This is a genomic window from Pseudomonas sp. 44 R 15 (genome assembly GCF_900004965.1).
Taxonomy (GTDB): Bacteria; Pseudomonadota; Gammaproteobacteria; order Pseudomonadales; family Pseudomonadaceae; genus Aquipseudomonas; species Aquipseudomonas orientalis_A.
In genome coordinates this window covers 34,797-59,140 of sequence record NZ_CVTU01000023.1, presented here as the reverse complement: position 1 = coordinate 59,140, position 24,344 = coordinate 34,797, and the positions used below count along the sequence as shown (strand labels likewise).

At 61.4% G+C, this 24,344-nt stretch carries 19 protein-coding genes and 1 tRNA gene; 11 read left to right on the top strand and 9 right to left on the bottom strand.

What is annotated here, in order from left to right; translation table 11 throughout:
• Positions 1 to 70: 70 nt before the first annotated feature.
• Positions 71 to 1,771 (bottom strand): acid phosphatase, encoded by a 1,701-nt coding sequence (gene acpA, locus BFP93_RS01995; RefSeq protein ID WP_065891753.1) that lies wholly within the window; start codon positions 1,769 to 1,771, stop codon positions 71 to 73.
• Positions 1,772 to 1,889: 118 nt separating this feature from the next.
• On the bottom strand, positions 1,890 to 3,308 hold the full coding sequence (locus BFP93_RS01990; protein WP_065888070.1) for a short-chain fatty acid transporter: 1,419 nt from the start codon (positions 3,306 to 3,308) through the stop codon (positions 1,890 to 1,892).
• Positions 3,309 to 3,493: 185 nt separating this feature from the next.
• On the opposite strand from BFP93_RS01990, the gene BFP93_RS01985 reads away from it, so the two are divergent.
• Positions 3,494 to 4,783, top strand: a complete 1,290-nt coding sequence (locus BFP93_RS01985) for an MFS transporter (protein WP_065891752.1) — start codon at positions 3,494 to 3,496, stop codon at positions 4,781 to 4,783.
• Positions 4,784 to 4,919: 136 nt separating this feature from the next.
• Here BFP93_RS01985 and BFP93_RS01980 read toward each other — a convergent pair whose 3' ends face one another.
• The 3 genes from BFP93_RS01980 to BFP93_RS01970 form a co-directional block, all read right to left on the bottom strand.
• Positions 4,920 to 5,156 carry a hypothetical protein gene (locus tag BFP93_RS01980; RefSeq protein ID WP_065888068.1) on the bottom strand — a complete coding sequence of 79 codons (237 nt, stop codon included), beginning with the start codon at positions 5,154 to 5,156 and terminating at the stop codon, positions 4,920 to 4,922.
• Positions 5,157 to 5,606: 450 nt separating this feature from the next.
• Positions 5,607 to 5,843, bottom strand: coding sequence for a hypothetical protein (locus BFP93_RS01975; protein WP_083205586.1), 237 nt, complete (start codon positions 5,841 to 5,843; stop codon positions 5,607 to 5,609).
• Between the two features lie 483 nt (positions 5,844 to 6,326).
• Positions 6,327 to 7,136: an AraC family transcriptional regulator gene (locus BFP93_RS01970; protein ID WP_065891750.1), complete on the bottom strand. Its 810-nt coding sequence runs from the start codon at positions 7,134 to 7,136 to the stop codon at positions 6,327 to 6,329.
• A gap of 137 nt (positions 7,137 to 7,273) precedes the next feature.
• Between BFP93_RS01970 and BFP93_RS01965 the strand changes: the two genes are divergently transcribed.
• A complete protein-coding gene (locus BFP93_RS01965) occupies positions 7,274 to 7,912 on the top strand; it encodes a LysE family translocator (RefSeq protein WP_065891749.1) in 639 nt (212 codons plus the stop codon).
• A gap of 62 nt (positions 7,913 to 7,974) precedes the next feature.
• Here BFP93_RS01965 and ggt read toward each other — a convergent pair whose 3' ends face one another.
• Positions 7,975 to 9,804, bottom strand: a complete 1,830-nt coding sequence (gene ggt, locus BFP93_RS01960) for a gamma-glutamyltransferase (RefSeq protein ID WP_065891748.1) — start codon at positions 9,802 to 9,804, stop codon at positions 7,975 to 7,977.
• A gap of 143 nt (positions 9,805 to 9,947) precedes the next feature.
• Here ggt and BFP93_RS01955 point away from each other — a divergent pair, with 143 nt between their 5' ends.
• Positions 9,948 to 14,261 (top strand): AvrE-family type 3 secretion system effector, encoded by a 4,314-nt coding sequence (locus BFP93_RS01955; protein ID WP_065891747.1) that lies wholly within the window; start codon positions 9,948 to 9,950, stop codon positions 14,259 to 14,261.
• Positions 14,262 to 14,306: 45 nt separating this feature from the next.
• Here BFP93_RS01955 and BFP93_RS01950 read toward each other — a convergent pair whose 3' ends face one another.
• From BFP93_RS01950 to BFP93_RS01940, 3 genes are all read right to left on the bottom strand, one after another.
• Positions 14,307 to 15,086 carry a PhzF family phenazine biosynthesis protein gene (locus tag BFP93_RS01950; RefSeq protein WP_065891746.1) on the bottom strand — a complete coding sequence of 260 codons (780 nt, stop codon included), beginning with the start codon at positions 15,084 to 15,086 and terminating at the stop codon, positions 14,307 to 14,309.
• A gap of 157 nt (positions 15,087 to 15,243) precedes the next feature.
• Positions 15,244 to 15,320 (bottom strand) — tRNA-Met (locus BFP93_RS01945).
• A 224-nt stretch (positions 15,321 to 15,544) separates the two neighbouring features.
• The gene (locus BFP93_RS01940; RefSeq protein WP_065891745.1) at positions 15,545 to 16,096 is read right to left on the bottom strand and encodes an RNA polymerase sigma factor; all 552 of its coding nucleotides are present in this window, start codon (positions 16,094 to 16,096) and stop codon (positions 15,545 to 15,547) included.
• A gap of 265 nt (positions 16,097 to 16,361) precedes the next feature.
• On the opposite strand from BFP93_RS01940, the gene BFP93_RS01935 reads away from it, so the two are divergent.
• From BFP93_RS01935 to sctR, 8 genes are read left to right on the top strand one after another with little or no spacing between them, the layout of a single operon-like run.
• A complete protein-coding gene (locus BFP93_RS01935; RefSeq protein ID WP_065891744.1) occupies positions 16,362 to 17,426 on the top strand; it encodes an HrpJ domain-containing protein in 1,065 nt (354 codons plus the stop codon).
• On the top strand, positions 17,423 to 19,516 hold the full coding sequence (gene sctV, locus BFP93_RS01930) for a type III secretion system export apparatus subunit SctV (protein ID WP_065891743.1): 2,094 nt from the start codon (positions 17,423 to 17,425) through the stop codon (positions 19,514 to 19,516). Before BFP93_RS01935 ends, sctV begins: the two co-directional genes overlap by 4 nt.
• A 37-nt stretch (positions 19,517 to 19,553) precedes the next feature.
• Complete coding sequence (locus BFP93_RS01925) at positions 19,554 to 20,453, top strand: FHA domain-containing protein (protein ID WP_176717542.1); 900 nt, start codon at positions 19,554 to 19,556, stop codon at positions 20,451 to 20,453.
• Positions 20,450 to 21,808: a FliI/YscN family ATPase gene (locus tag BFP93_RS01920; protein WP_065891741.1), complete on the top strand. Its 1,359-nt coding sequence runs from the start codon at positions 20,450 to 20,452 to the stop codon at positions 21,806 to 21,808. The genes BFP93_RS01925 and BFP93_RS01920 overlap by 4 nt, the downstream gene beginning before the upstream one ends.
• Positions 21,795 to 22,223: a type III secretion system stalk subunit SctO gene (locus BFP93_RS01915; RefSeq protein ID WP_065891740.1), complete on the top strand. Its 429-nt coding sequence runs from the start codon at positions 21,795 to 21,797 to the stop codon at positions 22,221 to 22,223. The genes BFP93_RS01920 and BFP93_RS01915 overlap by 14 nt, the downstream gene beginning before the upstream one ends.
• Complete coding sequence (locus BFP93_RS01910; protein WP_065891739.1) at positions 22,220 to 22,684, top strand: type III secretion system HrpP C-terminal domain-containing protein; 465 nt, start codon at positions 22,220 to 22,222, stop codon at positions 22,682 to 22,684. The genes BFP93_RS01915 and BFP93_RS01910 overlap by 4 nt, the downstream gene beginning before the upstream one ends.
• Positions 22,681 to 23,694 (top strand): FliM/FliN family flagellar motor switch protein, encoded by a 1,014-nt coding sequence (locus BFP93_RS01905; protein WP_065891738.1) that lies wholly within the window; start codon positions 22,681 to 22,683, stop codon positions 23,692 to 23,694. The genes BFP93_RS01910 and BFP93_RS01905 overlap by 4 nt, the downstream gene beginning before the upstream one ends.
• Positions 23,691 to 24,344, top strand: coding sequence for a type III secretion system export apparatus subunit SctR (gene sctR / locus BFP93_RS01900; protein ID WP_065891737.1), 654 nt, complete (start codon positions 23,691 to 23,693; stop codon positions 24,342 to 24,344). Before BFP93_RS01905 ends, sctR begins: the two co-directional genes overlap by 4 nt.

Here is a 24,344-nt window from a genome sequence, read left to right as displayed (position 1 = left end):
CACACAGTAGCGGCTGACCAGGAAAACCGCGTGCTAAATCGCTGCGCGTGTCGCGATTGGATACGTGAACCTAAACGCTGAACTGCAGGGCGTTGCTCAAATCCCCCATGGGTTTCTGGCCGCGAGCGCGCATCGCGTCGTCCCTTTGCTTGAGGCCGTCCAGGGTTTCCAGCTCAAACACGCGGGTGATCAAGCGCAGGATCGAGGCGGTGTCATACACCGTATGGTCAACCGTGCCTTTGCGCGCGAACGGCGACACCACCAGCGCCGGAACCCGCGTACCCGGGCCCCAGCGGTCGCCCTTGGGCGGTGCCACGTGGTCCCACCAGCCGCCGTTTTCATCGACGGTCACCACCACCACCATGTTGTTCCACTGCGGGCTTTCCTGCAGCACCTTCAGGGCACGCACGATATGGCGGTCGCCCGAGGCCACATCGGCATAGCCGGCGTGCATGTTCAGGTTGCCCTGGGGCTTGTAGAACGTCACAGCGGGAAGTTTGCCCGCCTGGGCATCGGCAAAGAATCTGTTGGTGCTCGCTTCATCGCCCAGGCCGCCGTCGCGCAGGCGTTTGTCACGTTCCGCGCGGTGCTCGGGGCCCTGCTGCTTGAAGTAGTTGAACGGCTGATGGTGATACTGGAAGTTCGGGATTTTGGGAATACCGCCCGAGTCCTTGAATTGATCGAGGGTGGCTTGCCACGCGCCGGCGTACCAGGCCCAGTCGATATTCTTTTTCGAGAGCTTGTCGCCAATGTGTTCATGGGTTTGCGGCACCAGCACGTTGGGCAGGTCCGGTTTGGAGTAATCGGGGTTTTGCGGGTCGCGGATCCAGGTCGGCCAGTAGGGCGGCGCCAGTGTGTTGACCGCGTAACCGTCCGGGGTCAGGGCGCTGGGGCCGAACTGCGGCGGGCCGGCCATGGCACTGGCCGGCGAGGTGTCCAGGGGCTTGAGGCGCGCGTCGCCGGGGGCGTCGCTTTGCAGCGTGGCGATCTGCGCCTTGGCTACCGACTGAGCCGCATTGGGATAGGTCGGTGCGGTGGCGCTGATCAGGTATTGATGATTGAGGAACGAGCCGCCGAACGCGCCCTGGAAGAAGTTATCGCACAGCACGAACTCCCGGGCCACGTCCCACAGGCGCAGAGAGTAACGGCTCTGGGCGTAATGGCCCATCACCAGGCCGCCGGAATCGCCCCAGGCCACGAAACCGTCATTCTTGCCGCCGTTGATCTGCATCTGGTTCTGATAGAACACGTGCCACAAGTCTCGGGTCACCAGGCTCAGCGGCAAGTCCTCGGCGTTCGGGCCCTTGAGGGCGAACGGTGCGTTGGGCAGGTTTTCCTGGAATTGCACGGCGCTCGGGTAGGTCACCCCATCCACGCTCTGCGGGCCCGCCTGCAGCACGCCGCCCCAGGTCTGGGGGAGGGCCGGCAATACGCTGCCATCGCGGTCGCGTTGTTGGTAATCAGCGGCGGAAAGCGCCGAGAGGGGTTTCTCCAGCCCGGGGAAATCGGCAAACAGATTGTTGAAACTGCGGTTCTCCGCGTAAATCACTACGACGGTTTTCACCTGGTCGCGCAGGGCCTTGTCCAACTCCGGCGCTGTGAGTGGCCGCGCCGCCGGTTTTTCCGGTGCCTGGCCGGCATTTCCACAGCCACTCAAGGTTGCGCCCACCCCCAGCACCGCAGCGCCCCCCAGGAATCGCCGGCGACTGCTGTCAACCGGCGCCTGGCCTACGGAATCTGTGGAAGGGCGATCTACGTGCTCGTCACTCATTGCGCGGGAGTCCTTGGCGAGGTGTTGCAAGATGTTTCGCAGGACGGTAGCAATGCAATGTGACGGGATTAAGGCAGCTACAAGCTGCAAGCTTGAAGCTTGAAGCTTGCGGCTGCTCCTAAGGCATCACCGGCGGCAAATACGTCAATGTCGTCCCCAACGCCCATAGCAAGAACAACACCAACGGCGTGTGCACAAGCAATTGCACAAACGAAAACCCGATCAGATCTCGCGCCTTCAACCCCAGCACCCCGAGCAACGGCAGCATATAGAACGGGTTGATCAGGTTCGGCAGCGCCTCGGCCGCGTTGTAGATCTGCACCGCCCAGCCCAGGTGGTATTGCAGGTCATTGGCCACCTGCATCACGTAGGGCGCTTCGATGATCCACTTGCCGCCGCCGGACGGGATGAAGAAGCCCAGCACCGCCGAGTACACGCCCATCAGCAGGGCATAGGTGTCGTGGGATGCGATGGAGGTGAAGAACAGCGAGATATGGTGCGCCAGGGTCTGGCCGTCGCCGCCTTTGACCACGGTCATCAGCGCTGCAATCGAGCCGTACAGCGGGAATTGGATCAATACGCCCGTGGTGGTCGGCACGGCGCGGGCCACGGCGTCGAGGAAGCTGCGCGGGCGCCAGTGCAGCAGCGCGCCGACCATGATGAACAGGAAGTTATAGGTGTTGAGCCCCGAGATGGCGCTGATTGCCGGTTTGCTCGAGAACTCGTGGAACAACCAGCCGGCCGCCAGCAGCGCCAGCGCAATCGTCAGCAGCGGGCTGTGCTCCAGCCATTCGCCGGGTCGGGTCGGCGCCTGCGGCTTGGGCAGGTTGAACGCGGGGTCGACGCCGCAGGCCTTGGCATCACGCGCGCTGTTCGGGCCCGGCGCGGTGGCGTAGGCGATGATCAGCGAGACGATGATCAGGGCCAGCAACATCACGCCCGATTGCCACAGGAAGATGGTCTCGGTAAACGGGATCATTCCGGTGATCGCCAGGATCGACGGCGGCAAACTGGCCGGATTGGCCTGCAACTGTGCGGCCGATGACGACAAGCCCAGTGCCCACACGGCGCCCAGGCCCAGATAGGCCGCGGCGCCGGCGGCACGGTAGTCCATGCGCAGGTCCGTGCGACGCGCCAGTGCACGCACCAGCAAACCGCCGAATACCAGGGACAGGCCCCAGTTGAGCAGGGAGGCCACCATGGAAATCAACGCGACCCAGGCCACGGCCGACCGGCCGTTCTTCGGGATGCGCGCCAGGCGGTCAATCAGCTTTACCGCAGGCGGCGAACTGGCCACCACATAACCACCGATCACCACAAAGGCCATCTGCATGGTGAAGGGAATTAGGCTCCAGAACCCATCGCCAAACGCCTTGGCGGCTTCGGTGGGCGCGGCGCCCATGCCCAGGGTGGCCACGGCGACAAGGATCACGGCGAGGGCGGCGAACACCCACGAGTCCGGGAACCAGCGCTCGGCGAAGTTGGAGCAGCGCAGGGCAAATCGGGCATAGCGGCTTTCTTCGATAGCATCGGCCACGAGTCTTTCCTCTTGTATTTATTATGGGGTGGGCAGTTTTGCGGCATGTTCCGCTACGTTCATTGATTTGGGAATGTAGTTATCTTCATCGATCAATGAGTAAAACAAATATATCCACCGCGATTGCCATCATCCGGTTCAGCTCATAATCTGCACGCCATTTTGTTTGTCTGCCGAGCATGCACATGACTGCCACCGCTTCTTCACAGGCGCAGCGTTTCTCCCGCTCCGACTACAAAACCCTGGGCCTGGCCGCCCTCGGTGGCGCCCTGGAGATCTATGACTTCATTATCTTTGTGTTCTTCGCGCTGACCCTCAGCCAATTGTTTTTCCCCCCGCAAATGCCCGAGTGGCTGCGCCTGTTGCAAAGTTTTGGCATCTTCGTCACCGGCTACCTCGCGCGCCCGCTGGGCGGCATCCTGATGGCGCACTTTGCCGACCACCTGGGACGCAAGCGCGTGTTCAGCTTGAGCATCCTGATGATGGCCTTGCCCTGCCTGCTGATCGGAGTCATGCCGACCTACGTGCAAATCGGCTATTTCGCACCGCTGATCCTGCTGGTGCTGCGCGTTTTGCAGGGCGCCGCCGTGGGCGGTGAAGTGCCCAGCGCCTGGACCTTCGTCGCTGAACATGCCCCGCGCAGTCATCGTGGGTATGCCTTGGGGTTCCTGCAGGCCGGGCTGACGTTCGGTTACTTGCTCGGCGCGCTCACGGCCACGTTGCTTGCACAGGTCTTCACCCCGGCCGAGATTCTCGACTATGCCTGGCGTTTCCCCTTCCTGCTCGGCGGCGTGTTTGGCGTGATCGGCGTATGGCTGCGCCGCTGGCTCAATGAAACGCCGGTATTCCTCGAAATGCAGGCCCGCCGCCAGGCTGCCGCCGAACTGCCACTGCGCACCGTGTTGCGCGACCACCGCGCCGTGTTGCTGCCGGCGATGATCCTCACGTGCGTGCTGACGTCGGCGGTGGTGGTGCTGGTGGTCATCACTCCGACCATGATGCAGAAAACCTTCGGCATGAGCCCCAGCCACACCTTCGCCTTGAGCGCGTTGGGGATTGTGTTTCTCAACATCGGCTGCGTATTGGCCGGCCTGCTGGTGGACCGCATCGGCGCCTGGCGCGCGGTGCTGGTCTACAGCCTGCTGCTGCCGGTGGGGGTGTTTATCCTGTATGCCAGCCTGATCAGCGGCGGGGTCTGGCTGGGCGCCGCCTATGCCGTGGCCGGCTTGAGCTGCGGGGTGGTGGGCGCGGTGCCGTCGGTGATGGTCGGGCTGTTTCCGGCGCAGGTGCGGGTGTCGGGGATTTCCTTCACCTACAACATTGCCTACGCGCTGTGGGCGAGTACCACACCGCTGCTGCTGATTGCGTTAATGCCCACCAGTCCGTGGATTTGCGTGGGGTATTGCGTGGTGATGGGGGCGGTGGGCGTGGCGAGTGTGGCGGTGTTCGGCAAGCGACATACCCTGGTTGGCTGAGACTCAGGTCAGGACGATGATCGTGATTCATGTGGGAGGGGGCTTGCCCCCGATAGCGGTGTGTCAGCCAGCCTGTCTGTCGCTGATACACCGCTATCGGGGGCAAGCCCCCTCCCACATTGGTTTTGTAGTGTTTTCAGGTGCGTGGCATGCATTCGATGGTGCGGTTTACCACCGTTTTGGCCATTTCCAGCAGATGCCATGCGGCATGGATTCTTGCGCGGTCGTGGGGTTGCAGGTGATCGCAACAGTCCCACACCGTGGCCGATGCGCTGTGGATCAGATGGGAAATATAAAGTTGGGCGTCTTCGAAGCTGAGTTCTTCATTGACGACGAGGCAATCCATGGGCGGATCGGGGAGAGCTTTGGTCATGGTGTAACTCCTGATTAAGTCAGAAGCCGGCCCAGTCGCGACTAAACGAAGGGTGGCGGCTGTACGCAGGTTAGTCGACCGGCTAATCAGGAAAATCCGGCGCACCCGAGGGTGCCCTGCGCACAGCCACCATAAAACATCATGGAGGACCATGCGCCTGATTTAGAGTCCGGGCGACTAAACCCGATCACTGAAATTCAGTGACGGACCGAAGACTAGCCATCGATTCCAACAGGCACAAGGCGGCGGGGATTGTCTCGGAAACGTCCTGCAATTTAAAGGGACACGGCTTGCTGGCCCTTTACAAACGATGACCAAATGTCAGCAACGCCGCCTTAACTGGAATGTGGGAGGGGGCTTGCCCCCGATCGTGGTGTGTCAGCCAGCCTGTCTGTCGCTGATACACCGCTATCGGGGGCAAGCCCCTCCCATATTGGTTTTGTAGTGTTTTCAGGTGCGTGGCATGCATTCGATGGTGCGGTTTATTACCGTTTTGGCTATTTCCAGCAGATGCCAGGCGGCATGGATTCTTGCGCGGTCGTGGGGTTGCAGGTGATCGCAACAGTCCCACACCGTGGCCGATGCGCTGTGGATCAGATGGGAAATATAGAGTTGGGCGTCTTCGAAGCTGAGTTCTTCATTGACGACGAGGCAATCCATGGGTGGATCGGGGAGTGCTTTGGTCATGGTGTAACTCCTATTGAACAAGGGAGCGACCACCAACGCTGCTAAACGTGAGGTGGCAGCTGTACGCGGGTTAGCAGACCGGTCAATAGGAAAACCAGCGCACCCGAAGGTGCCCCACGTACAGCCGCCATAATGCGGTGACAACGTGTGCCTATTGAACTCAGGCTGCTAAACCCGATCACTGAATTTCAGTGACGGACCGAAGACTAGCCATCGATTCCAACAGGCACAAGGCGGCGGGGATTGTCTCGGAAACGTCCTGCAATTTAAAGGGACACGGCTTGCTGGCCCTTTACAAACCATGACCAAATGCCAGCAACGCCGCCTTATCTGAGCTGTGGGAGGGGCAGGCCCTGATGCCGTCTGTAGGAGCGAACTTGCTCGCGAAAAACTCACAGGCACCGCGTTCATTCAGGAAGCACGCGTTATCGTTGGCGTTTTTCGCGAGCAAGCTCGCTCCTACAAAAAGCATCAGGTCTTGAGTCAGCGTCCGAGCATCTTTACCCAGCGCGACGGTGGCATGCCGTAGGTGCTGCGAAATTGCCGGGTCATGTGGCTCTGGTCGGTGAAGCCGGCGCTCATCGCGGCATCTACCAAGGACACGCCCTGGGCCAGCAATTGGCGCACCAGGTCCAGCCGGCGCATGGTCAGGTAGCGGTAGGGGCTGGTGCCGAACAGCAAGCGAAAATCCCGCGACAACGCCCAGCGGTCGCGCCCGGCGTGATCAGCGATTTCATCCAGGGTGATGCTGCGGCCCAGGGCGCTGTGGATAAATTCCCGGGCGCGCTCGGCGGCGATGTAATCAAAGGATTTGCGGTGGGTGATGACGCCGGACGCAGCGCTGAGCGTATGGGCCAGGTCGAACATGGCGTCCTGCTCCTGCATCGGGTCGATCGGGCAATCCAGGCTTTGCAGCAATACCTCGCTGGCGCGGTGCAGCCGCGGGTCGGTGGACACGCCGCCGGGTATGAAGGGCAGCGGCTTGCCGCCGAGGATCTGCTGGATCAGCGCCGGTTCCACGTAGATCATCCGGTACTTGAAACCCTCATCGCTGCCCGCGCGGCCGTCATGGACTTCATCGGGGTGAATCACCATGGTGGTGCCGGGCAAACTGTGGGTCATGCCGCCGCGATAGTGGAAACTCTGCACACCGAACAGCGTACGCCCGATGGCGTAGGTGTCATGGCGATGAGGGTCGAACGCGAAGCCGGCAAAGTAGGCTTCGATACGGTCCAGGCCACTGGCGTGCGGCGCGCGGTGCAGCCAGTCCAGCGTGTGGGTAGGGTTGCCCATGGTGACTGTCACAAAAGGAGGTGGAAACACGTTAGCCGAGTCTGCGCCCCTTGTCTGCCGGGGTCTTGTACGATTGTGCAGTTGTTCGGCCAGGCCTATGATCCAGGCTGCGTATTGCCTTGAAGGAGCTGGCCGCGATGGAACTGTTCAACCCCGCGTATGTGGCGCCGCTGGTCTCGTTGGCCCTGCTGTGGACGGTGGCCGTGGTCACGCCCGGGCCCAACTTCTTCAACACCGCCCAATTGGCCGCCAGCTGTTCGCGCCGACATGGTGTAGTGGCTTCGGCGGGCGTGGCCACCGGTACGATCCTGTGGGGGTTGGCGGGTGGGCTGGGGATCAAGTCGCTGTTTACGGCCGCGCCTATGTTGTACCTGGCGTTCAAGATCATCGGTGGCTGCTATTTGATTTATCTGGGGCTGAAACTGTTCAAGCGCTCGGCAACCAGCATGGGCCAGAGCCCGTTGCCGGACGCGGCGCGGCGCTCGCTGTTTTCCGCCTGGCGTCTGGGGCTGTTGGGTAACCTGTCCAACCCCAAGGCGGCGCTGTTCGTCGCCACTATCTTCGCATCCACCATGCCGCCGTCGCCGTCGCCGGTGTTGCTGACGTTTGCGGTGATCGTCATGGCGACCTTGTCGTTCAGTTGGTACTCCAGTGTGGCACTGCTGTTTTCCAGCGAGCGCATGGCCACTCTTTACAGCCGTTCGCGTAAATGGCTCGATCGTTTTGCCGGGGGATGCTACGTCCTGTTCGGTTCACATCTGATCGCGAATCGCTGACCGTCCGTTACGGGGCTTAAATGGGGGGTGAGGGAGCAAGCGCCCTCGCCACCCAGGTTGAATCAGTCGCCCAGCGCTTCGCCTTCACGGCGCGGGTCTGCACCACCGCTCAATGACACCTGACCCTGGGCATCACGCGTGCGAACGATCGCCTGGACGCCGCTGGTCATGTCAATTTCGCTCAGCTCATGACCTTTGCTCTTCAGGGCCTGCTGCACGCCCGGGCTGAACAGCCCGGCCTCCAGCTCGGTTGCGCCATTGCGGCTGCCGAAGTTCGGCAGGCTGATAGCGGCCTGTGGGTCGAGTTTCCAGTCCAGCATCGCGACCAGTGTTTTGCTCACGTACTCGATGATCTGCGAGCCCCCCGGCGAACCGACGGTGGCCAGCAACTCACCGCTCTGACGGTCGAATACCAGGGTCGGCGCCATGGCCGAGCGCGGGCGTTTGCCGGGTTGCACGCGGTTGGCGACGGGCTGGCCGTTTTCTTCGGGAATGAACGAGAAGTCGGTCATCTGATTATTGAGCAAAAAGCCCTGGACCATGACATGGGAGCCGAACGCCGCCTCGACCGTGGTGGTCATCGATACGGCGCCGCCCTGGTCATCCACAGCCACCACTTGCGAGGTGGAAATGCGCAGGGGCGAACGGTCCGGCGCGTAGGCCACCTGCAGGCCTGCCGGTTGACCCGGCGTGGCGATGCCCATGCTGCGTTCACCGATCAGTGCGGCGCGCCGGGCCAGGTAGTCTGGCGCAACGAGGCCGGCAACCGGCACCGGCGTGAAGTCCGCATCAGCCACGTACAGCGCCCGGTCGGCGAACGCCAGGCGCCCGGCTTCGGCGATCAGATGCACGGCCTCGGGCGTAGGTTCAAGCCCGGCGGGCGAGGGGCTCTTGAGCGGCATCATCGGCGCGATGGCCAGGCGCGGATCGCGCGTTTGCAGCGCCTGCAATGTGCCGAGGATTTGCGCAACAGCGATCCCGCCCGACGAAGGCGGCGGCATGCCGCACACCTTCCATTGTTTGTAGTCGGTGCACAACGGCGTGCGCTCCTTGGCGGCGTAGCCTTGAAGGTCCGCCTGGGTCAAGCTGCCGGCATTGCGATTGCCCTGCACCTTGCGGGCGATTTCATCGGCAATCGGGCCGTGATACAGCGCGTCGGGGCCCTCCTTGGCGATACGTTTGAACACCTTCGCCAACGCCGGGTTCTTCAACAATGTACCGGTGGCTTTTGGCGACCCGTCGGCATTCAGAAAGTACGCGGCCATGTCCGGCGATTGCGCGATAAAGCGGTCGGCGGCAATCAAACTGTGCAGGCGTGGGGAGATCGCGAAACCCTGTTCGGACAACCGAATTGCCGGCTCGAACAGCTGGTCCCACGGCAGGTGGCCGCTCTTTTTATGCGCCATTTCCAGTGCCCGCAACACCCCCGGCGTGCCCACCGAACGCCCGCCAATCTGCGCATCGGTGAACGCCATGGGCGTACCGTCGGCGTTCAGAAACAACCGTTCCGTCGCGCCGGCCGGGGCGGTTTCACGGCCGTCATAGGCGTGCACTTTTTCGCCATCCCACAGCATGATGAATGCGCCGCCGCCGATGCCTGACGATTGCGGTTCCACCAGCGTCAGCACCGCTTGCATGGCGATCGCGGCGTCAATGGCCGAACCGCCCTGGCGCAACATGTCGCGTCCGGCTTCGGCGGCGAGCGGGTTGGCGGCGGCAGCCATATGACGCGCGGCGTGACGCGTGACGAGATCGGTGCGATAGCCCGAACCCAGCTCCGGTGCGGGGGGGGGTTCATTGATCGTGGTGTGGCAGCCGGCCAGGGCGAGCGTGATGGCAACGGTTGATAGTTGACGGCGGGAAATAAAAAGCACGCGTTGAACTCCGTTCATTTTGAGAATGATCTGGTCTTCCTGTCAGCAGACTTTAGCGCAGAAGAGACGGGGACCGGGCTGGGTTTATGGCGCCACGCTGGAACCAAAACGAGGCAAATGCTCACTCGGTAATTGGTATTTATCTATTTCTGGAGCCTGCTATGCACAGAAGATTAGATGGTCTGCCTCACGCAAAACATGACGGTATCGAGCATGCTCGCGCCGATAATGCATCTTCCAGCCCGGCCACCGCGCCTGTCCCGCCGCTGCCCTCTTATCAATCGTTGAACGCCGCTTCAATGCTGTTCGATATCCGCCTCAAAGGCGGGCGGCTGGAGCCTGATACGACCCTCGCGGGACGTGATATCGCCCGCCATCTCAATGCGCCAGACAAGCATTATGTGGCCGATGGCGCCTCGGTTGCCGGCACCTTGCGTTTCAGGGATGAGCGAGATTACCTGTTTCATATTCAGCCCACCCCCGCTGTTGCGGCGGTCTTCAGAAGCAGCCTGCCCGAGACGGATGGCGGCGCAGGTTGCGTATCGCCATTGAGCGCCGGTCGCGGGCACTTGGGAAGCGTCAGCGGTGTACAGACGACCGCCGACGGCAAGCAATTTCGGCTGGACCAGGGACGCCTGTATCGCTTCGAACCCCTTGCCCTGTCCTGGTTGCCCGACGCCGACAACCGGACCTACAGCCGTATCGGGCTGACCCGTGAGGGGCAACTGTTGAAGACCCCTCGGGAGGCACTGGACAGCAGCGCGCAGGGGCGGACTTCGGCGGTGTTGAGCCAGGCTCAGGGCGTATCGGTGGTGCAGACTCAAGGTGCCGACGCGGCGGTTGTACGTCCGCTCGATGAGCGCGGCGCGCCTGTGCAACTCAGCCGAATCGGTTTGTCTGGCAGTACGCTGTACGGCGCCACGGCTGACGGTGAACTGCTGCGCGCGGACCTGCGGCTGGCGCGGGACGGCACGTTGCCGATGGTTGCGCAATCGCTCGTACCGCTGGAGCAAGCGCTGAAGGGCGCGGTGCGTATCGAGGGGTTCTTCCATGATGACGCCGGGCAGCTCAATGCCCAGGCCCGTGATGCCCGGCAGCAATTGCACAGCGTGCCATTGGAGAGGGCTGGCGGACTGCGCCCGGCGTGGAACCTCAGCGACGTGTTGGTCAAGGGCATCGAGAAAGGCCTGCCGTTGCCCAGCCAGCAGGCACTGACCACAGCCGTTGATCTCGGGCTGCGCGGCAAGGTGGCGTTTGATTCAGGCACATTGCTGAGCTGGGATGCGGCAGCGCAACGTTGGGACAAATGCGCACAAGAGGGCGTGGCCCATCTGGAGCGGGGCCTGGATGGACGCGCCTATGTGCTGCAAGCAGGGCAACTCAAAGCGGTGAATGTCACAAAGGTGCGTGACCCGGTCTTCGAGGGCGCCAGTCATGAATTGAGCGCACTGCCCAAGCCTCGTCCCCAGGTGTCACTTGAGGACGTGCTTGCGGGGGATATTCAGCGTCCGCTCACAGGCTTCGCGGTAGCCGACGGCCGCAACTTTGTAAGCGTCGATAAAGATCATCAGCTCCAGGCCTGTGTGGACGGGGCGGTCGGCCCGTTGCGGCCTTCACCGGCGCTCGCCATCAAAACACTGGCGCTGGATCATGAAGCGAATCTTTATGCACACACTCAGGGGGGCGAATTATTCAAGCTCGATCGCCACGCCTGGCAAAGCCGCGAGGGGGCCGCGCCGCGCTGGAGCAAGGTTGAACTGCCGCAGGGTCAGTCTTTGGAGTCCCTGCGGATGGGGGCTGACAAACACTTGATTGGCGGTTGGGACAAGCAGTTTCATCGACTGGATAACGCAGACCTAGGCGCAATGACATGGGGGCCAGTGCAAGCGGCGGTGCCGGAGGCTTCATTGGCCGATACGTTAGCGGCCGGCCAGATGCGCACGCCTGTGTCAGGGGGCGCGCTGACGGCCAGCAGTAATGTGCTTGGGCAAACACGCGAAGGGATACCCACCAAGCGCCATTTTTTCCAGGGGATCAAGGCGCACTTCCATCCTTTGCAGGCGCTGGGTGAGAAAGGCCGGTCCATTGCGCATCACATGCAGGGTCGCCGGGGATTGGAGAGCGTATACGCCGACGACAAGCGCCTGCACCAACAGCTCGAGTCGCTCTCCAGGAGCAAGCCGGTTGGCGCCGGCCTGAGCACTCGCCTTGCGGCCCTGAGCGAGCCCGGGCCGCGACAGGCACTGGCCGGGCAGCTCAGCCAGGCGCTGCTCAAGGTCGAAAAAAGCAGCCAGGCGTGCGCCCGCCTGTTAGGCGACCTGCATGGGCTGACAGTTGACTCACAGCCCAGGCTCAGCCGCACGGTGGTGAGCGCCGAGTCGACGCTGCACCGCTTGTTTGAAGCGTTCAAGCGGGTCGAACCTTCATCACAAAAGCCCACCGCCGCGCTGCTGGCCAACTTCGAAGGGCAGGGCTTGAGGTTGCCCGAGTGGAAGCCGGAGCGTCAGCGAGATCTCAGTCATCCTTCGGCGCTCGTCGAGGGTGATTTGATTCACCATGCCCGCACACTTGAACAGTTGGCCGGGATGGTTGAGGCACTGAGCAGCACGTCCGGCCATAGCCCGAGCGCCTTGAAAAGAATCGAGGCGTCGCTTCAGGCGGTGATTAAAGGCTTTGAAGAGGGCCCGGTGCACAAATTGTCCAGCCAGCAGATTGTCAGCTACGACCAGGCCGAATCGCTGTATGACAACTTCAAACTGCTGGCCAAGGATCTTGGCACTCCAGGGTCTGCCTTGCATTGGCACCTGTCGGGGCTGCTGGGATTGCCCGCCGATGCGTCCATACAGGACGCCATGACGCAGCAAGTGCGGCAACTGCAAAGTGGTCAGACCCTCAGCCCCAGTCGAACCCAGGGCCAGGCGCTGGGTGTGATAGTGACCGGCGTAAAACCGGTGGCGCCGTTGGAGTTTTTCCTGGAGGCCTCGAAGTCCCATACCCATGGTGTGAGCATCAGTCGTACCGACCAGGGTGCACACGTTGAGATCAGCACCGACGATATGCGGCGCATGACCGGCTCCGTGGGTCTGGGGGTGACGTTAGGCCAGGGCGGTGGCGCCGTGGTGCCTGGTCTGAGGGTGGCGGGTGAGTTGTTGGCGAGCGTTGAGAAAAGCAGGGAGGCGAGCATTGGTTTTGACGTGAGGGAGGCTGACTTCGGCAAGATGATGTCGATCCTGACGGGGCAGTCCGGAGGGTTCCAGGACTTGTTGGCGTTGGGCAAGGAACACGCGTCTGGAGAAGGTTCCAAGGTCAGCGCTGATGTGAGTCTGGATGGGCTCGCCCAACTGCGACTGATGTACAGCCCCCAGGAAAATATCGCCGAGTTCGACTCGGTGATACGCGCCGGTATCGGCGGGGTGGGCCACCTCAACCTGGTACACGCGGATGCGAGCCGGTCCGGCGTACGTTCAGCGACGGACACCCACCGTCACGAAGGGCGCAACGCGCAATGGCTGAGGGAGGCTGAAGCAGGGGCCAACTTCGCACCGGTCAACGCGCTGGCGCTGGGCAGAGGTGAAGCGGGCGGGCCGACGGCTATCGCCTTTGCCTTGCCGGAAGTATCGGCCAGGGTGAAATTCGACCGTGGGCAATCCCGAGCCGTCGATTTCTCCTTCAAGCCTGCGCAACCGGTAACGCAGGCTCAGATCGAGGATATCCACAAGCGTCTGTCGCAGTACTCACCGCAGTTCAGGCAGGACCTGGCCGTCATGGCACCGTCGGCTGACCCGCAGGAGCAGTTGGCAATGTTGCAGCGTTTCATGGCGGCGCATCCTCCTTCAGCGACAAAGCTGGATGACTACCACGCCATCGGCCAGTCGCTGGAAAAATGCATGACCCAGCACACCCTGATGAAAGCCGGTTTGCGTCAGCTGGCGTCGGTCGAATCCAGCGTGACAAGGGTGGGGCTACAGGACAACGGGCGATTTGCCTGGCTGGACGATGTCGCGCCGGGCAACAAGGCCGCCATCGTGCAGTGGCTCGGGGAGGACCCGCAATTCGCGCGGATCATCCAACAACTGCAGCGGGGTGAAGGCACCTCTTTGACGCTCGGCATGGAACTCAAACCGCAGGTTCTGCGCACGATCGAGCGTCGCCACCTGGCGGGCGAAAGCACCGAGCCGTTGATCAAGCGAGCGCTGAAAGATCCCAACAACCTGCGTGTGAAAAGCATGAGCATGAACTACACCGCGACCCAGACCCATGGCATGTCATTGCCGGCCCTGACCACGCTCAGTTTTTTCAGCAGCGCGTCGCTCAGTCACACGCAAAAGCACGTCAACGTCGACTTCGAATACGGAGCGAATGCGGACAAACCGTTGCGCATGAACCTGAACGATACGTTGAGCCCCCTGCCACGCCACGACCTGACCATTGACTTGGCGGACCAGCGTATAAGAACGCCGAATGCGGTGGCCTGAGGCAGCCAGGATGAAAGCGGCTTGACGTAAGGCAAGCCGCCTCGTTTACAGATAAATCACACCGTGCATATACAGCACGGCTTTACCGGAGATGATGACCCGGTCACCCTGCAGCTCGCAGCGCAATTGACCTTTGCGCGTGCCGCCTTGCTCGGCGGTCAATTGCGATTTGCCCAGGCGCTCGGCCCAGAACGGTGCCAGCGACGTATGCGCGGAGCCTGTGACCGGGTCTTCATTGACCCCCACATTCGGGCCGAACCAGCGCGAAACAAAGTCAAAGCGCGTGCTCCTGGCAGTGACGGCAATCCCGCGTTTGGGCAGGCCCCTGAGCCTTGCGAAATCCGGCGCGAGTGCCGCCACTTGTGCTTCATCTTCCACCAGCACGATATAGTCATCGGTGCCGAACACCTCGGCGTTTTCGATCCCCAATGCACTTAGCATTCCGCTTGGCGGCTCGCAGCGCTCGGGTTGCCTGGCCGGGAAGTCCATGGCCAGTTCATCGCCGTTGCGCGTCACCCGCAGCTCGCCGCTGCGCGTGGCGAAGCGCAACACGGCGGGCGCGTCCGGCAACTTGTGAATCAGCACCCACGCCGCTGCCAGGGTGGCGTGACCACACAGGTCCACTTCGACTTCCGGGGTAAACCAGCGCAGTTCATAAAGATCGCCACGGGGCACGAAGAACGCGGTTTCCGACAGATTGTTTTCAGCGGCGATGTGTTGCAGTTGCTTGTCCGTCAGCCACTCGGTGAGCGGGCATACCGCCGCAGGGTTACCGCCGAAGGCGTGCTGGCTGAAGGCGTCGACTTGGTAGATGTCCAGTTGCATCGGGAGCGCTCCGTGGTGGGGGAGGCTGGACACTAACAGCGGCTCCTGGGGGCGTCAAAATACAGATGGGAAGTATTTTTGAGTGTAAGCACCTTGGCGAGACTTTCCTGCGGGCATAAAAAAACGGCCTACCTTTCGGTAAGCCGTTTTTAGTACTTGGTGGCTACACAGGGACTTGAACCCCGGACCCCAGCATTATGAATGCTATGCTCTAACCAACTGAGCTATGTAGCCAAGTGGCGCGCATTATTCGCGTAGAACGGGAATGCGTCAAGGGCTTTTGTTAAGTTTTTTTCTACGCTTTCAACTGTTTAACGAAAAACAGGCTAAATGGCGACGAGTGGCGGGGTGAATGGCGGGGGGCTTTTCAGGCTGCGGTCTTTGGCCGCCGCTTACGTAAAGCGTCGGTCGAGTTGGGCAGATATCCTTTTCGCCCAACGATTTTTTGTAGCGGGAGCTTACGGCTGCGTCGGGTTGTGGGTCACGCGTTTAAGTTGTTCGCGCGCCCGTGACAAGCGTGAGCGTACGGTGCCGATGGGAATGTCCAGCGCATCGGCGGTGTCCTGATAGCTGCCATCGGTCTCAAGCGAGGCGTATAGCGTCTTGCGCATTTCCACCGGCAGGTGGTCGATGGCGTTCAGGGTTTTTTCCAGGCGTCGGTTGACTTCAAATTCCCAATCCAGGCTGTTGCGTTCCTCCTGACCATGCCACAACGATTCATCGAACTCGCAATGCACGGGTTTGGCATACATGCGCCTGAAGTGGTTGCGGATCAAATTCTGAGCTATCCCGCACATCCAGGTACTGAGCGTGGCCTGGCCGCTGAAACGTTCTCGGTTGCGCCATGCTTCAAGGTAGGTCAGTTGCAGCAGGTCGTCCGCGTCTTCGGGGTTGAGCACGCGTTTATGAATGAAGCGTCGCAGTTTCTTTTGCTGGTCGTCCGTCAGTTGAACCATGAACTGAGGCGAACTGCCGACGAGGTGAGCAAGATCACCAATAGGTATATTCATGTTGGTTTTCCTCCGGGAAGGCTCTATCGAAATAGTTTCGATAGAGACCCCTTTTGCACTCGCTGTGCCAAACGGGGAAAACACATAACTTGTTGATTTATATAAATATATATTCTTTCTCGTACACCTGTTTGTGCCGTAACTTGCAAAAAGTTCGATGTGGATGTGCAAGTATTTTCATGCCCATCGGCTTGAAACGTTTTGATGGAACTGGACCGCAGCGGCTTGCCACATAGGGACACAAACTTCCCATTCTGGCCCGCCCATGAAAGTCGAATCCTTCAACGATGTGCAGCAGATCCAACCCCTGGACAAGCCCGGTATCAGCACTGTCGAAGCGCCAAGCCGTTCGCTGGCCCTGGATGACATCGCGCAGATTTTCGCCGAAGAAGTGACACTTAATGCGCAAGCCCTGGGCCAGCGATCCATTGGCGCGAAAGTTTCGCCTGTGGCGGAGTTCGTGCATCTGTATGAGCAACTGGGTCACCCTGGCCAAACCACGCTGGAAACCATTGTCCGCCGGCTTCGGTTCGAGTTGCTGCGCAAGCCCACTGTCGAAAAACTGGTCAGCCTTGCCGGCAGTGATCCCGCTCGTGCCTTCGTGGTGCTTGGGCTTATCACCAGCGAAGCGAAGACCAATGGATTGAGGATCGAAGAGGACCTGGCACGCGGCGCGCTCAGAGAGCTCAAGCGTGATTTCGGCGGCCCGATCCAGGCAGGTCTGAATATCGCCCTGGCGTTGAAACAAGCCAGCGCCGACCCGCAGGAGCGTCAGGACGTGCGTGCGCTCTATTACGCCTCTGTGGTCGTGCGCCAATCCTTGGCGTTGATGCTGCAAACGCTGTTGAAAATGTACGGCCCGACGGATTTGTCCAGGGGTGTCGGGCTGATGACTCAGGCGCTGAACGGTGATATCGCAGCCCACACACAGTCTGTGCCCACGGAAAAGTTGCGCCTCTTGCTCAAAGGGTTGGGCGAGTGTCGCGAGTTGCGCTCGGTGCTGGGCAACTGCGAGGCGTTGATCCAGCGCCTTAACGTTGAACAGCATGCGGTGGATCTGTTGCAGCGCTTTCTGGGTTACGCCAGCACCGGCATCGATTCGGCTGAGGTGCAAAGGCTGGCCAGTGAATTTGGCGGCACGCTGCTTGACGCCCGGCTGCGTTCGCTCAACGAATTGTCCAGGGAGATAAAGGCCCTGCCCTCGGCCTGGTGGCTTGATGCTCAATCCCAGGCCAGTGCCGTGAAGGCGTTCAAGGATGTGATGCTTGAGTGGGCGCGCGAAGAACGTGGCCACCTGAAATTCCCCGGCGAGACGAGGACGTACGGGTGACACTGCTGTCATCGATCAATGGCGTGCTGCTCAAGGTGGCGCGGCGTGCCGAAGTGCTCGGCGCGGTGGTGGTCATGGCCATCGTGTTTATCTTCATTGTGCCGTTGCCCACCTGGCTGGTGGACATCCTGATCGCGTTGAATATCTGTATTTCCTGCCTGTTGATCGTACTGGCGCTCTACCTGCCGGGGCCGTTGGCGTTCTCGTCGTTCCCATCGATCCTGCTGCTGACCACCATGTTTCGCCTGGCGTTGTCGATTGCCACCACGCGTTTGATCCTGCTGGAGCAGGACGCGGGTGACATTGTGGAAGCGTTCGGTAATTTCGTGGTGGGCGGCAATCTGGCGGTGGGCCTGGTGATCTTCATGATCCTGACCATCGTCAACTTCCTGGTGATCACCAAGGGGTCGGAGCGGGTCGCTGAAGTGGCCGCCCGCTTCAGTCTGGATGCGATGCCGGGCAAGCAGATGTCGATCGACAGTGACCTGCGCGCCGGGCTGATCGACGGTGCACAGGCGCGGGACAAACGTGAGCAGCTATCGCGCGAAAGCCAGTTGTTCGGGGCCATGGACGGCGCCATGAAGTTCGTCAAGGGCGACGCCATTGCCGGTTTGATCATCGTGGTCATCAACCTGCTCGGGGGCTTCTCGACCGGGATGTTCCAGCACGGCATGAGCGCAGGCGAGTCGATCGCGCTGTATTCGGTGCTGACCATCGGTGACGGCCTGATCGCGCAGATTCCCGCACTGCTGATCTCCCTCACGGCCGGCATGATCATCACCCGCGTGGCGCCGGATGGGCGCAAGGGCGTCAGCAACATGGGCGCCGAAATTGCCCGGCAAATGACCAGCGAGCCCAAGAGCTGGATGATCGCGTCGGTGGGCATGCTGGCCTTTGCCACGCTCCCCGGCATGCCCACCGTGGTGTTCATTCTGATTTCGATGATGACCGGTGCCCTGGGTTACTACCTCATGCGCCAACGTCAGCGCGAGGAGGCCCCTGCGGCGGCGGACGAGAAAGCGGTGCGTCCGGAAGAGAACGGCAGTGAAGACTTGCGTGGCTTCGACCCGTCACGGCCGTATCTGCTGCAATTCAACAGTCAGATGTTCGGGGCCCCGGAGGTCATCGACATCGTGCAAAAAATTCGTCAGGCCCGAAATGCGCTGGTTGCCAATATCGGCTTGACCCTGCCGCCGTTCGAAGCCGAGTTCAGTGACTCACTGGCTGTCGATGAGATGCGCTTTTGCGTGCATGAAGTTCCGGTCGTGACGGCCACTTTCAGTGACCGTGTTGCGGTCGAGTACGCCACCCTCGCGCAGCCTCCGGACCGGGGCGAAAGAGGGCTGCCTGAACGGGATGAAGCCGATTGGCTGTGGCTCAGCCCTGATGATCCGTTGCTCGACGATCCGCAGGTCGAGCGTTTCCGTGCCCACAGCCTGGTCATCGAACGCATGAAGCGGGCGATGTTGCTCAGCGGGCCGCGGTTTCTTGGCATCCAGGAAAGCAAGTCGATCCTCAGCTGGCTTGAACACAACCAGCCGGAACTGGTGCAGGAACTGCAACGCATCATGCCGCTTTCACGTTTTTCTTCAGTGCTGCAGCGCCTGGCGGCCGAGGGCGTGCCATTGCGTGCCGTACGGTTGATCGTCGAATCGCTGATCGAGTACGGCCAGCATGAGCGCGAACCGGATGCCCTGGCCGATTACGCCCGTATCGCGCTCAAGTCGCAGATCTTTCACCAGTACAGCGAAGCCGATGGCCTGCACGCGTGGCTGCTGTCGCCGCACACCGAGAACATCCTGCGCGAAGCCTTGCGTCAAACCCAGAGCGGCGTGTTTTTCGCCCTCGATAACGACAGCAGTGCTGCCCTGGTCGGCCTGCTCAACCAGGCGTTTGCACTGCGGCCGAAAACCAAAAGTGTGCTGCTCGTGGCCCAGGACCTGCGCAGTCCCTTGCGCGCGCTGTTGTTGGATGAATTCAACCATGTGCCGGTGATGTCATTCGCCGAGCTGGGGAGCAATTCCAAGGTAAAGGTCCTGGGCCGATTCGACCTGGGTCAGGACGAGCTGCTGCGCGGGGCCGTGGCATGAACCCTTTATTGATATGCCCGCCGAGGGTCGCCCCATGATGTTCGAGCTGCGAGTGCTGGATGGCTTGCACCAGGGCGCCGCGCTGCCGTTATTTGGCGAGCAGTGGAGCCTGGGCGCCAACCCGGACGCTGATCTGTTGTTGAGCGATCCCGAGGTCGTCGAGCATCACGCACGTTTGCGCTTGGCCAATGATCGTTGGTCGGTGCAGGCCGAAGCCGGACTCATCAAAGACAGCGATGGGCAGGTGTTGGCGCAGATCGGCGAGCTGGCGCTGAACACGGTCTTCTTGATCGGCTCCGTTCGCTTGTGTGTCAGCCTTGCCGATCAGCCCTGGCCTCCGGCGTCCGTGGCTGTACCGCCGTCTTCCGAGCCTGGGGGGCAGGCCCCGCTGGCGTTGAAACTGTCATCGATTCCATCGTCCCAACAAAAGCGTTTGCTCAGCCTGGCCCTCGCGTTTGCCGTGCTCATGGCGGCGGTCGGCATTATTTTCAGTGGAGAGCGCAATGCTCAGGCATCGCTGATGCCGCCAGTGATTCAAAAGCCTGAACTGGCCTCGCCGTTCGAGGTGCGCCAGCAGTTGTTGAAGATGCTCAACGATCGGGAATTAAGCCAGCGGATCACTTTGCAAGTGATCAATGGGCAAGTTGCGCTCAGTGGGGACGTTTCACAGGACGATGTGGATCTGGTCGCGCGCATGCTCAGCCGTTTTGGCGAGCAGTTCGATAGCGCAGTACCGGTGATCAGTCGTGTGCGCGTGCGGGATGGAGCCCTGCCCTTCAAAATCGTGCAGATCGTGGGCGGGCCCAATGGTCACGTGGTTCTGGAGGAGGGCAGCCGACTTTTTGTCGGTGATGAAGTGGACGGCTTGCGCCTGGTGCTGATCGACAACAGCAAGGTGGTCTTCGATGGCGTACAGCGTTATGAGGTGCGCTGGTGAACGCGCAGTTGCAAGCGCGCCTCGACGCCTGGCAGGAACGCCAGGCGCGCTCGTTGGCCGGTTTCTCGCCTGTAACAATGCGGGGCCGAATCCAGCGCGTAAACGGCATGTTGCTGCAATGCCGGCTGCCTCAGGCGCGCATCGGTGATTTGTGTCAGGTGGAAAAGAACCCAGGCGACTACATGCTGGCGGAGATCATCGGGTTCGATCAACAGGACGCCGTGCTCAGTGCCTTGGGCAACCTTGAAGGCGTGCAGGTGGGGGCCGGCGTGGAGCGTCTTGGGGTCTCGCATCGGGTGCAGGTCAGCGCGGCATTGCTGGGACAGGTGCTGGATGGTTTCGGCCGGCCGATCACGGGAGAAGGTGTCAGTGCGTTTGTCCAGACGCACGTGTCTGACTCAAGCGCAGTGTTGTGCGAGGCACCATTGCCCACCGAACGGCCACGCATCAACCGCGCGCTCGCCACCGGGGTGCGTTCGATCGACGGCTTGCTGACGCTGGGCGAAGGCCAGCGTGTAGGCCTGTTCGCCGGGGCAGGCTGCGGCAAGACCACACTATTGGCCGAGATCGCCCGTAACGTTGATTGCGATGTCATCGTGTTCGGCCTGATTGGCGAGCGTGGCCGGGAGCTGCGTGAATTCCTCGATCATGAACTCGACGAGCAACTGCGCGCCAAAGCGGTACTGGTGTGTGCAACGTCCGATCGTTCCAGCATGGAGCGGGCACGTGCAGCCTTTACGGCCACCGCGTTGGCTGAAGGCTTTCGGCGCAAGGGCAAACGGGTATTACTGCTGATTGACTCCCTGACCCGTTTCGCCCGGGCCCAGCGTGAAATCGGCCTGGCCGCCGGCGAACCCCTCGGGCGCGGCGGCCTGCCGCCCTCGGTGTACAGCCTGTTGCCGCGCCTTGTAGAGCGCGCCGGGTTGACCCGCGAGGGTGTGATCACTGCGATCTATACCGTACTGATCGAGCAGGACTCCATGAACGATCCGGTAGCCGACGAAGTTCGCTCGCTCCTCGACGGGCATATCGTACTGTCCCGTAAGTTGGCCGAGCGTGGGCACTATCCGGCGGTGGATGTACTGGCCAGCCTTTCGCGAATCCTGAGCAACGTCGCCGAGCCTGCGGATATCCAGGCGGGTACGGCGTTGCGACGGTTGCTGTCGGCCTATCAGCAGATCGAACTGATGCTCAAGCTGGGCGAATACCAGCCTGGCAGCGATGCGCTGACTGACCTCGCCGTGGACAGTCGCCAGGCTGTCGATGGTTTTTTGCGCCAGGACTTGCGTGAGCCCGCACCGATGGAAACCACGCTGAGACACCTCAAGGAGCTGACAGCCGATGTCCCATTCTGACGTGCTGCTCGGTGAAGTCGAGACGCTGCGTCGCCTGCGCCGACACCGGGCTGACCGGGCCGAGCGTGCGCTGCGTGAAGCGAAGCGGGCCCAGCAGGCTCTACTTGCGCATATCCAGCAGGCTCAGGATGCGCTTGAGCGAACCCGGCAGGAGGAGGCGCAGCAGAGTGCTCAATTGCTCAACCAGCACCAGGGGCAGGTTATTACCTTGCAGGCCCTGAAATCCTGGGGAAGACAGGAGCGTTCATTGTCTGCCAATACCCAGCGCGAAATGGGGCAGCTAGAGGCATTGAGGGGGCAGCGCGAAGAAAAGCAAGCCAGCGTCGGCAGTGCCCAGAAACAGGTCACTGAATGCCTGCGGCAGGTTGAAAAGCTCCAGGAATTATCCCTTTTACTGGCGCAGGAGCCGACATGACCCAGGTTTCTGATAAACCCGCTGAACGTCCACGCCTGCGTGAAACACGAGAGGATCGTGAGTCGGGAACCGTAGGCGTGGCGCCTGCGGAGTTGACGCGGTTGTTTGCTCAGCTGTGGACTGATGCAGGTGACGGTGAGGGTTCTGGTGCGAAGGCCTCACTGTCGGCGCCGCAGAGTTCAGGCAGTGCGGCCATGATCGAGGCGCTCACCGAACAACTGGTGCCTCGTATGCAAGCCGTCTCGCAGTGGCCGCTTCAAGCCACGTTGTATTTGCCTCGTCTGGGACGAATCAACGCCCGCGTGCGCCGCGAACAGGGCGCCTGGAGTATCGACCTGGAGGCGCAGGAGGATGCGACGGCGCGTTGGCTCAGCGGCGTGCGCAAACCCTGTGAAGATCAGCTCGTAGCGGCGCTGGGGCAACCGGTCAGCCTGCACCTGTCCTCTGTCGGCTGCGCATGATAATGCGGCCGCTGAGTTTGCGTTCGGTCAAGAGCGACACGGTGGCGGCGCGTCATCAACTGGGCCGTGGCCTTTGCCTGCCGTTTCAGGTGGGCGGACAACGGGGGCAATTAAGACTCGAACCGGGCCGTGCTCCCGCGACGGGTGAGGTCATGTGCTTTGAAACCTCGTGTGGTGTGCTGGCGCTCGCTGAAGCGGCGCCGTTGCTCAGCCTGTTGGGTGAATGCCCGGTGACATTGGCCCCGTCCGGCAATGATCCGGACTCCTGGTTCTGGGCGCTGTTCCAGCATCACCTGAGCCCTCAGATAAGAGCGCTGCTGGGCTATGTGCGGTTGCTGGAGGCCCCGCGGCCCAAGGCATTTGGCTGCCGACTCACTGTGGCGCTGGGGGCGGCCCGGGTCGAGGGCTATGTGTGGCTGCTCCCCGAAAGCTTCCTGGCGCTGTGCGACGCCGGGCCATGGCGTACCACGGCCGGGCCGCTGCCGCCGGCGTTTCCATTGGTCATTGCGGTGACCCTCGGGCGTTTGCAGTTGCCCATTGAGCAAGCCCGCAGCCTGGGGGCCGGCGATGTGGTGCTGCTTGAGCAGACGTTTTTTCGTGCCCAGGGAGATGGCTACCTACAGGTGGGTACTCAGCGTTTGCATGGATGCATCGACGATAACAGCGGGCCGTTGTGCCTGACCCTTACTTCAATCGAGGACGCGTCTGTGGACGAAGAATTCATAACCCCCCACTATCCTGGGGACGAGGAGGGCGAGCCCGTGGTGGATGTATTCGGCCACGAACCGTTCGATGAGCTGAGCATGGCACTGAACGTGCGCTGCGGCACGCTGAACCTGACCCTGGGCGAGTTGCGCAACCTCGCGCCCGGTGCGGTGCTGGGCATTGCCGGTTATGCGCCGGGGATGGCGGGTCTCTATTACGGTGATCGGCCGATTGGCCAGGGCCAGTTGGTGGAAGTCGACGGGCGCCTGGGTTTGCAGCTGTCCCGTGTGATGTTCGGGCGATGACATTTCAGGGGATAGATCCCCTCGTCCTGGCTGTATTCGTCGCCGCGTTGTCGCTGATGCCCATGCTGTTGATCATCTGCACATCGTTCTTGAAGATCGTCATTGTGTTGATGATCACCCGCAATGCCATCGGCGTTCAGCAGGTGCCGCCGAGCATGGCCGTCAACGGCATCGCGCTGGCGGCCACGCTGTTCATCATGGCGCCGGTCGGTTTCGACATCGCCGAGACCGTCAAGATCGCCCCTCTGGACACGAGCAGCCTGACGATGTTTCTACAGACAGGGCATGAGGCCATCCAGCCGTTGCGCGCATTCATGCTGCGTAACGTGGACCCTGACGTGCTGACGCATCTGCTGGAAAATACGGCGCGCCTGTGGCCTCCAAAAATGGCGCAAGAGGTACAGCGCGAAGACCTGATCCTGGTGATCCCGGCATTTGTGCTGTCGCAACTGCAGGCGGGGTTCGAGATCGGCTTCCTGATCTATATTCCCTTCATCGTCATCGACCTGATTGTCTCCAACCTGCTGCTCGCGCTTGGCATGCAAATGGTCTCGCCGATGACCATCTCACTGCCGCTCAAACTGCTGTTGTTCGTCATGGTGTCCGGTTGGTCGCGCCTGCTGGACAGCCTGTTTCTTTCCTATCTCTGA

Bases quoted from the DNA above. Each gene is read 5' to 3' on its own strand.
- BFP93_RS01970 (WP_065891750.1), bottom strand. From the start codon at position 7,136: ATGGGCAACCCTACCCACACGCTGGACTGGCTGCACCGCGCGCCGCAC.
- BFP93_RS01980 (WP_065888068.1), bottom strand. From the start codon at position 5,156: ATGACCAAAGCTCTCCCCGATCCGCCCATGGATTGCCTCGTCGTCAAT.
- BFP93_RS01910 (WP_065891739.1), top strand. From the start codon at position 22,220: ATGACCCAGGTTTCTGATAAACCCGCTGAACGTCCACGCCTGCGTGAA.
- BFP93_RS01975 (WP_083205586.1), bottom strand. From the start codon at position 5,843: ATGACCAAAGCACTCCCCGATCCACCCATGGATTGCCTCGTCGTCAAT.
- BFP93_RS01925 (WP_176717542.1), top strand. From the start codon at position 19,554: ATGTTCGAGCTGCGAGTGCTGGATGGCTTGCACCAGGGCGCCGCGCTG.
- BFP93_RS01940 (WP_065891745.1), bottom strand. From the start codon at position 16,096: ATGAATATACCTATTGGTGATCTTGCTCACCTCGTCGGCAGTTCGCCT.
- ggt (WP_065891748.1), bottom strand. From the start codon at position 9,804: ATGAACGGAGTTCAACGCGTGCTTTTTATTTCCCGCCGTCAACTATCA.
- BFP93_RS01905 (WP_065891738.1), top strand. From the start codon at position 22,681: ATGATAATGCGGCCGCTGAGTTTGCGTTCGGTCAAGAGCGACACGGTG.
- acpA (WP_065891753.1), bottom strand. From the start codon at position 1,771: ATGAGTGACGAGCACGTAGATCGCCCTTCCACAGATTCCGTAGGCCAG.
- BFP93_RS01985 (WP_065891752.1), top strand. From the start codon at position 3,494: ATGACTGCCACCGCTTCTTCACAGGCGCAGCGTTTCTCCCGCTCCGAC.
- BFP93_RS01955 (WP_065891747.1), top strand. From the start codon at position 9,948: ATGCACAGAAGATTAGATGGTCTGCCTCACGCAAAACATGACGGTATC.
- BFP93_RS01950 (WP_065891746.1), bottom strand. From the start codon at position 15,086: ATGCAACTGGACATCTACCAAGTCGACGCCTTCAGCCAGCACGCCTTC.
- BFP93_RS01915 (WP_065891740.1), top strand. From the start codon at position 21,795: ATGTCCCATTCTGACGTGCTGCTCGGTGAAGTCGAGACGCTGCGTCGC.
- BFP93_RS01935 (WP_065891744.1), top strand. From the start codon at position 16,362: ATGAAAGTCGAATCCTTCAACGATGTGCAGCAGATCCAACCCCTGGAC.
- BFP93_RS01965 (WP_065891749.1), top strand. From the start codon at position 7,274: ATGGAACTGTTCAACCCCGCGTATGTGGCGCCGCTGGTCTCGTTGGCC.
- sctR (WP_065891737.1), top strand. From the start codon at position 23,691: ATGACATTTCAGGGGATAGATCCCCTCGTCCTGGCTGTATTCGTCGCC.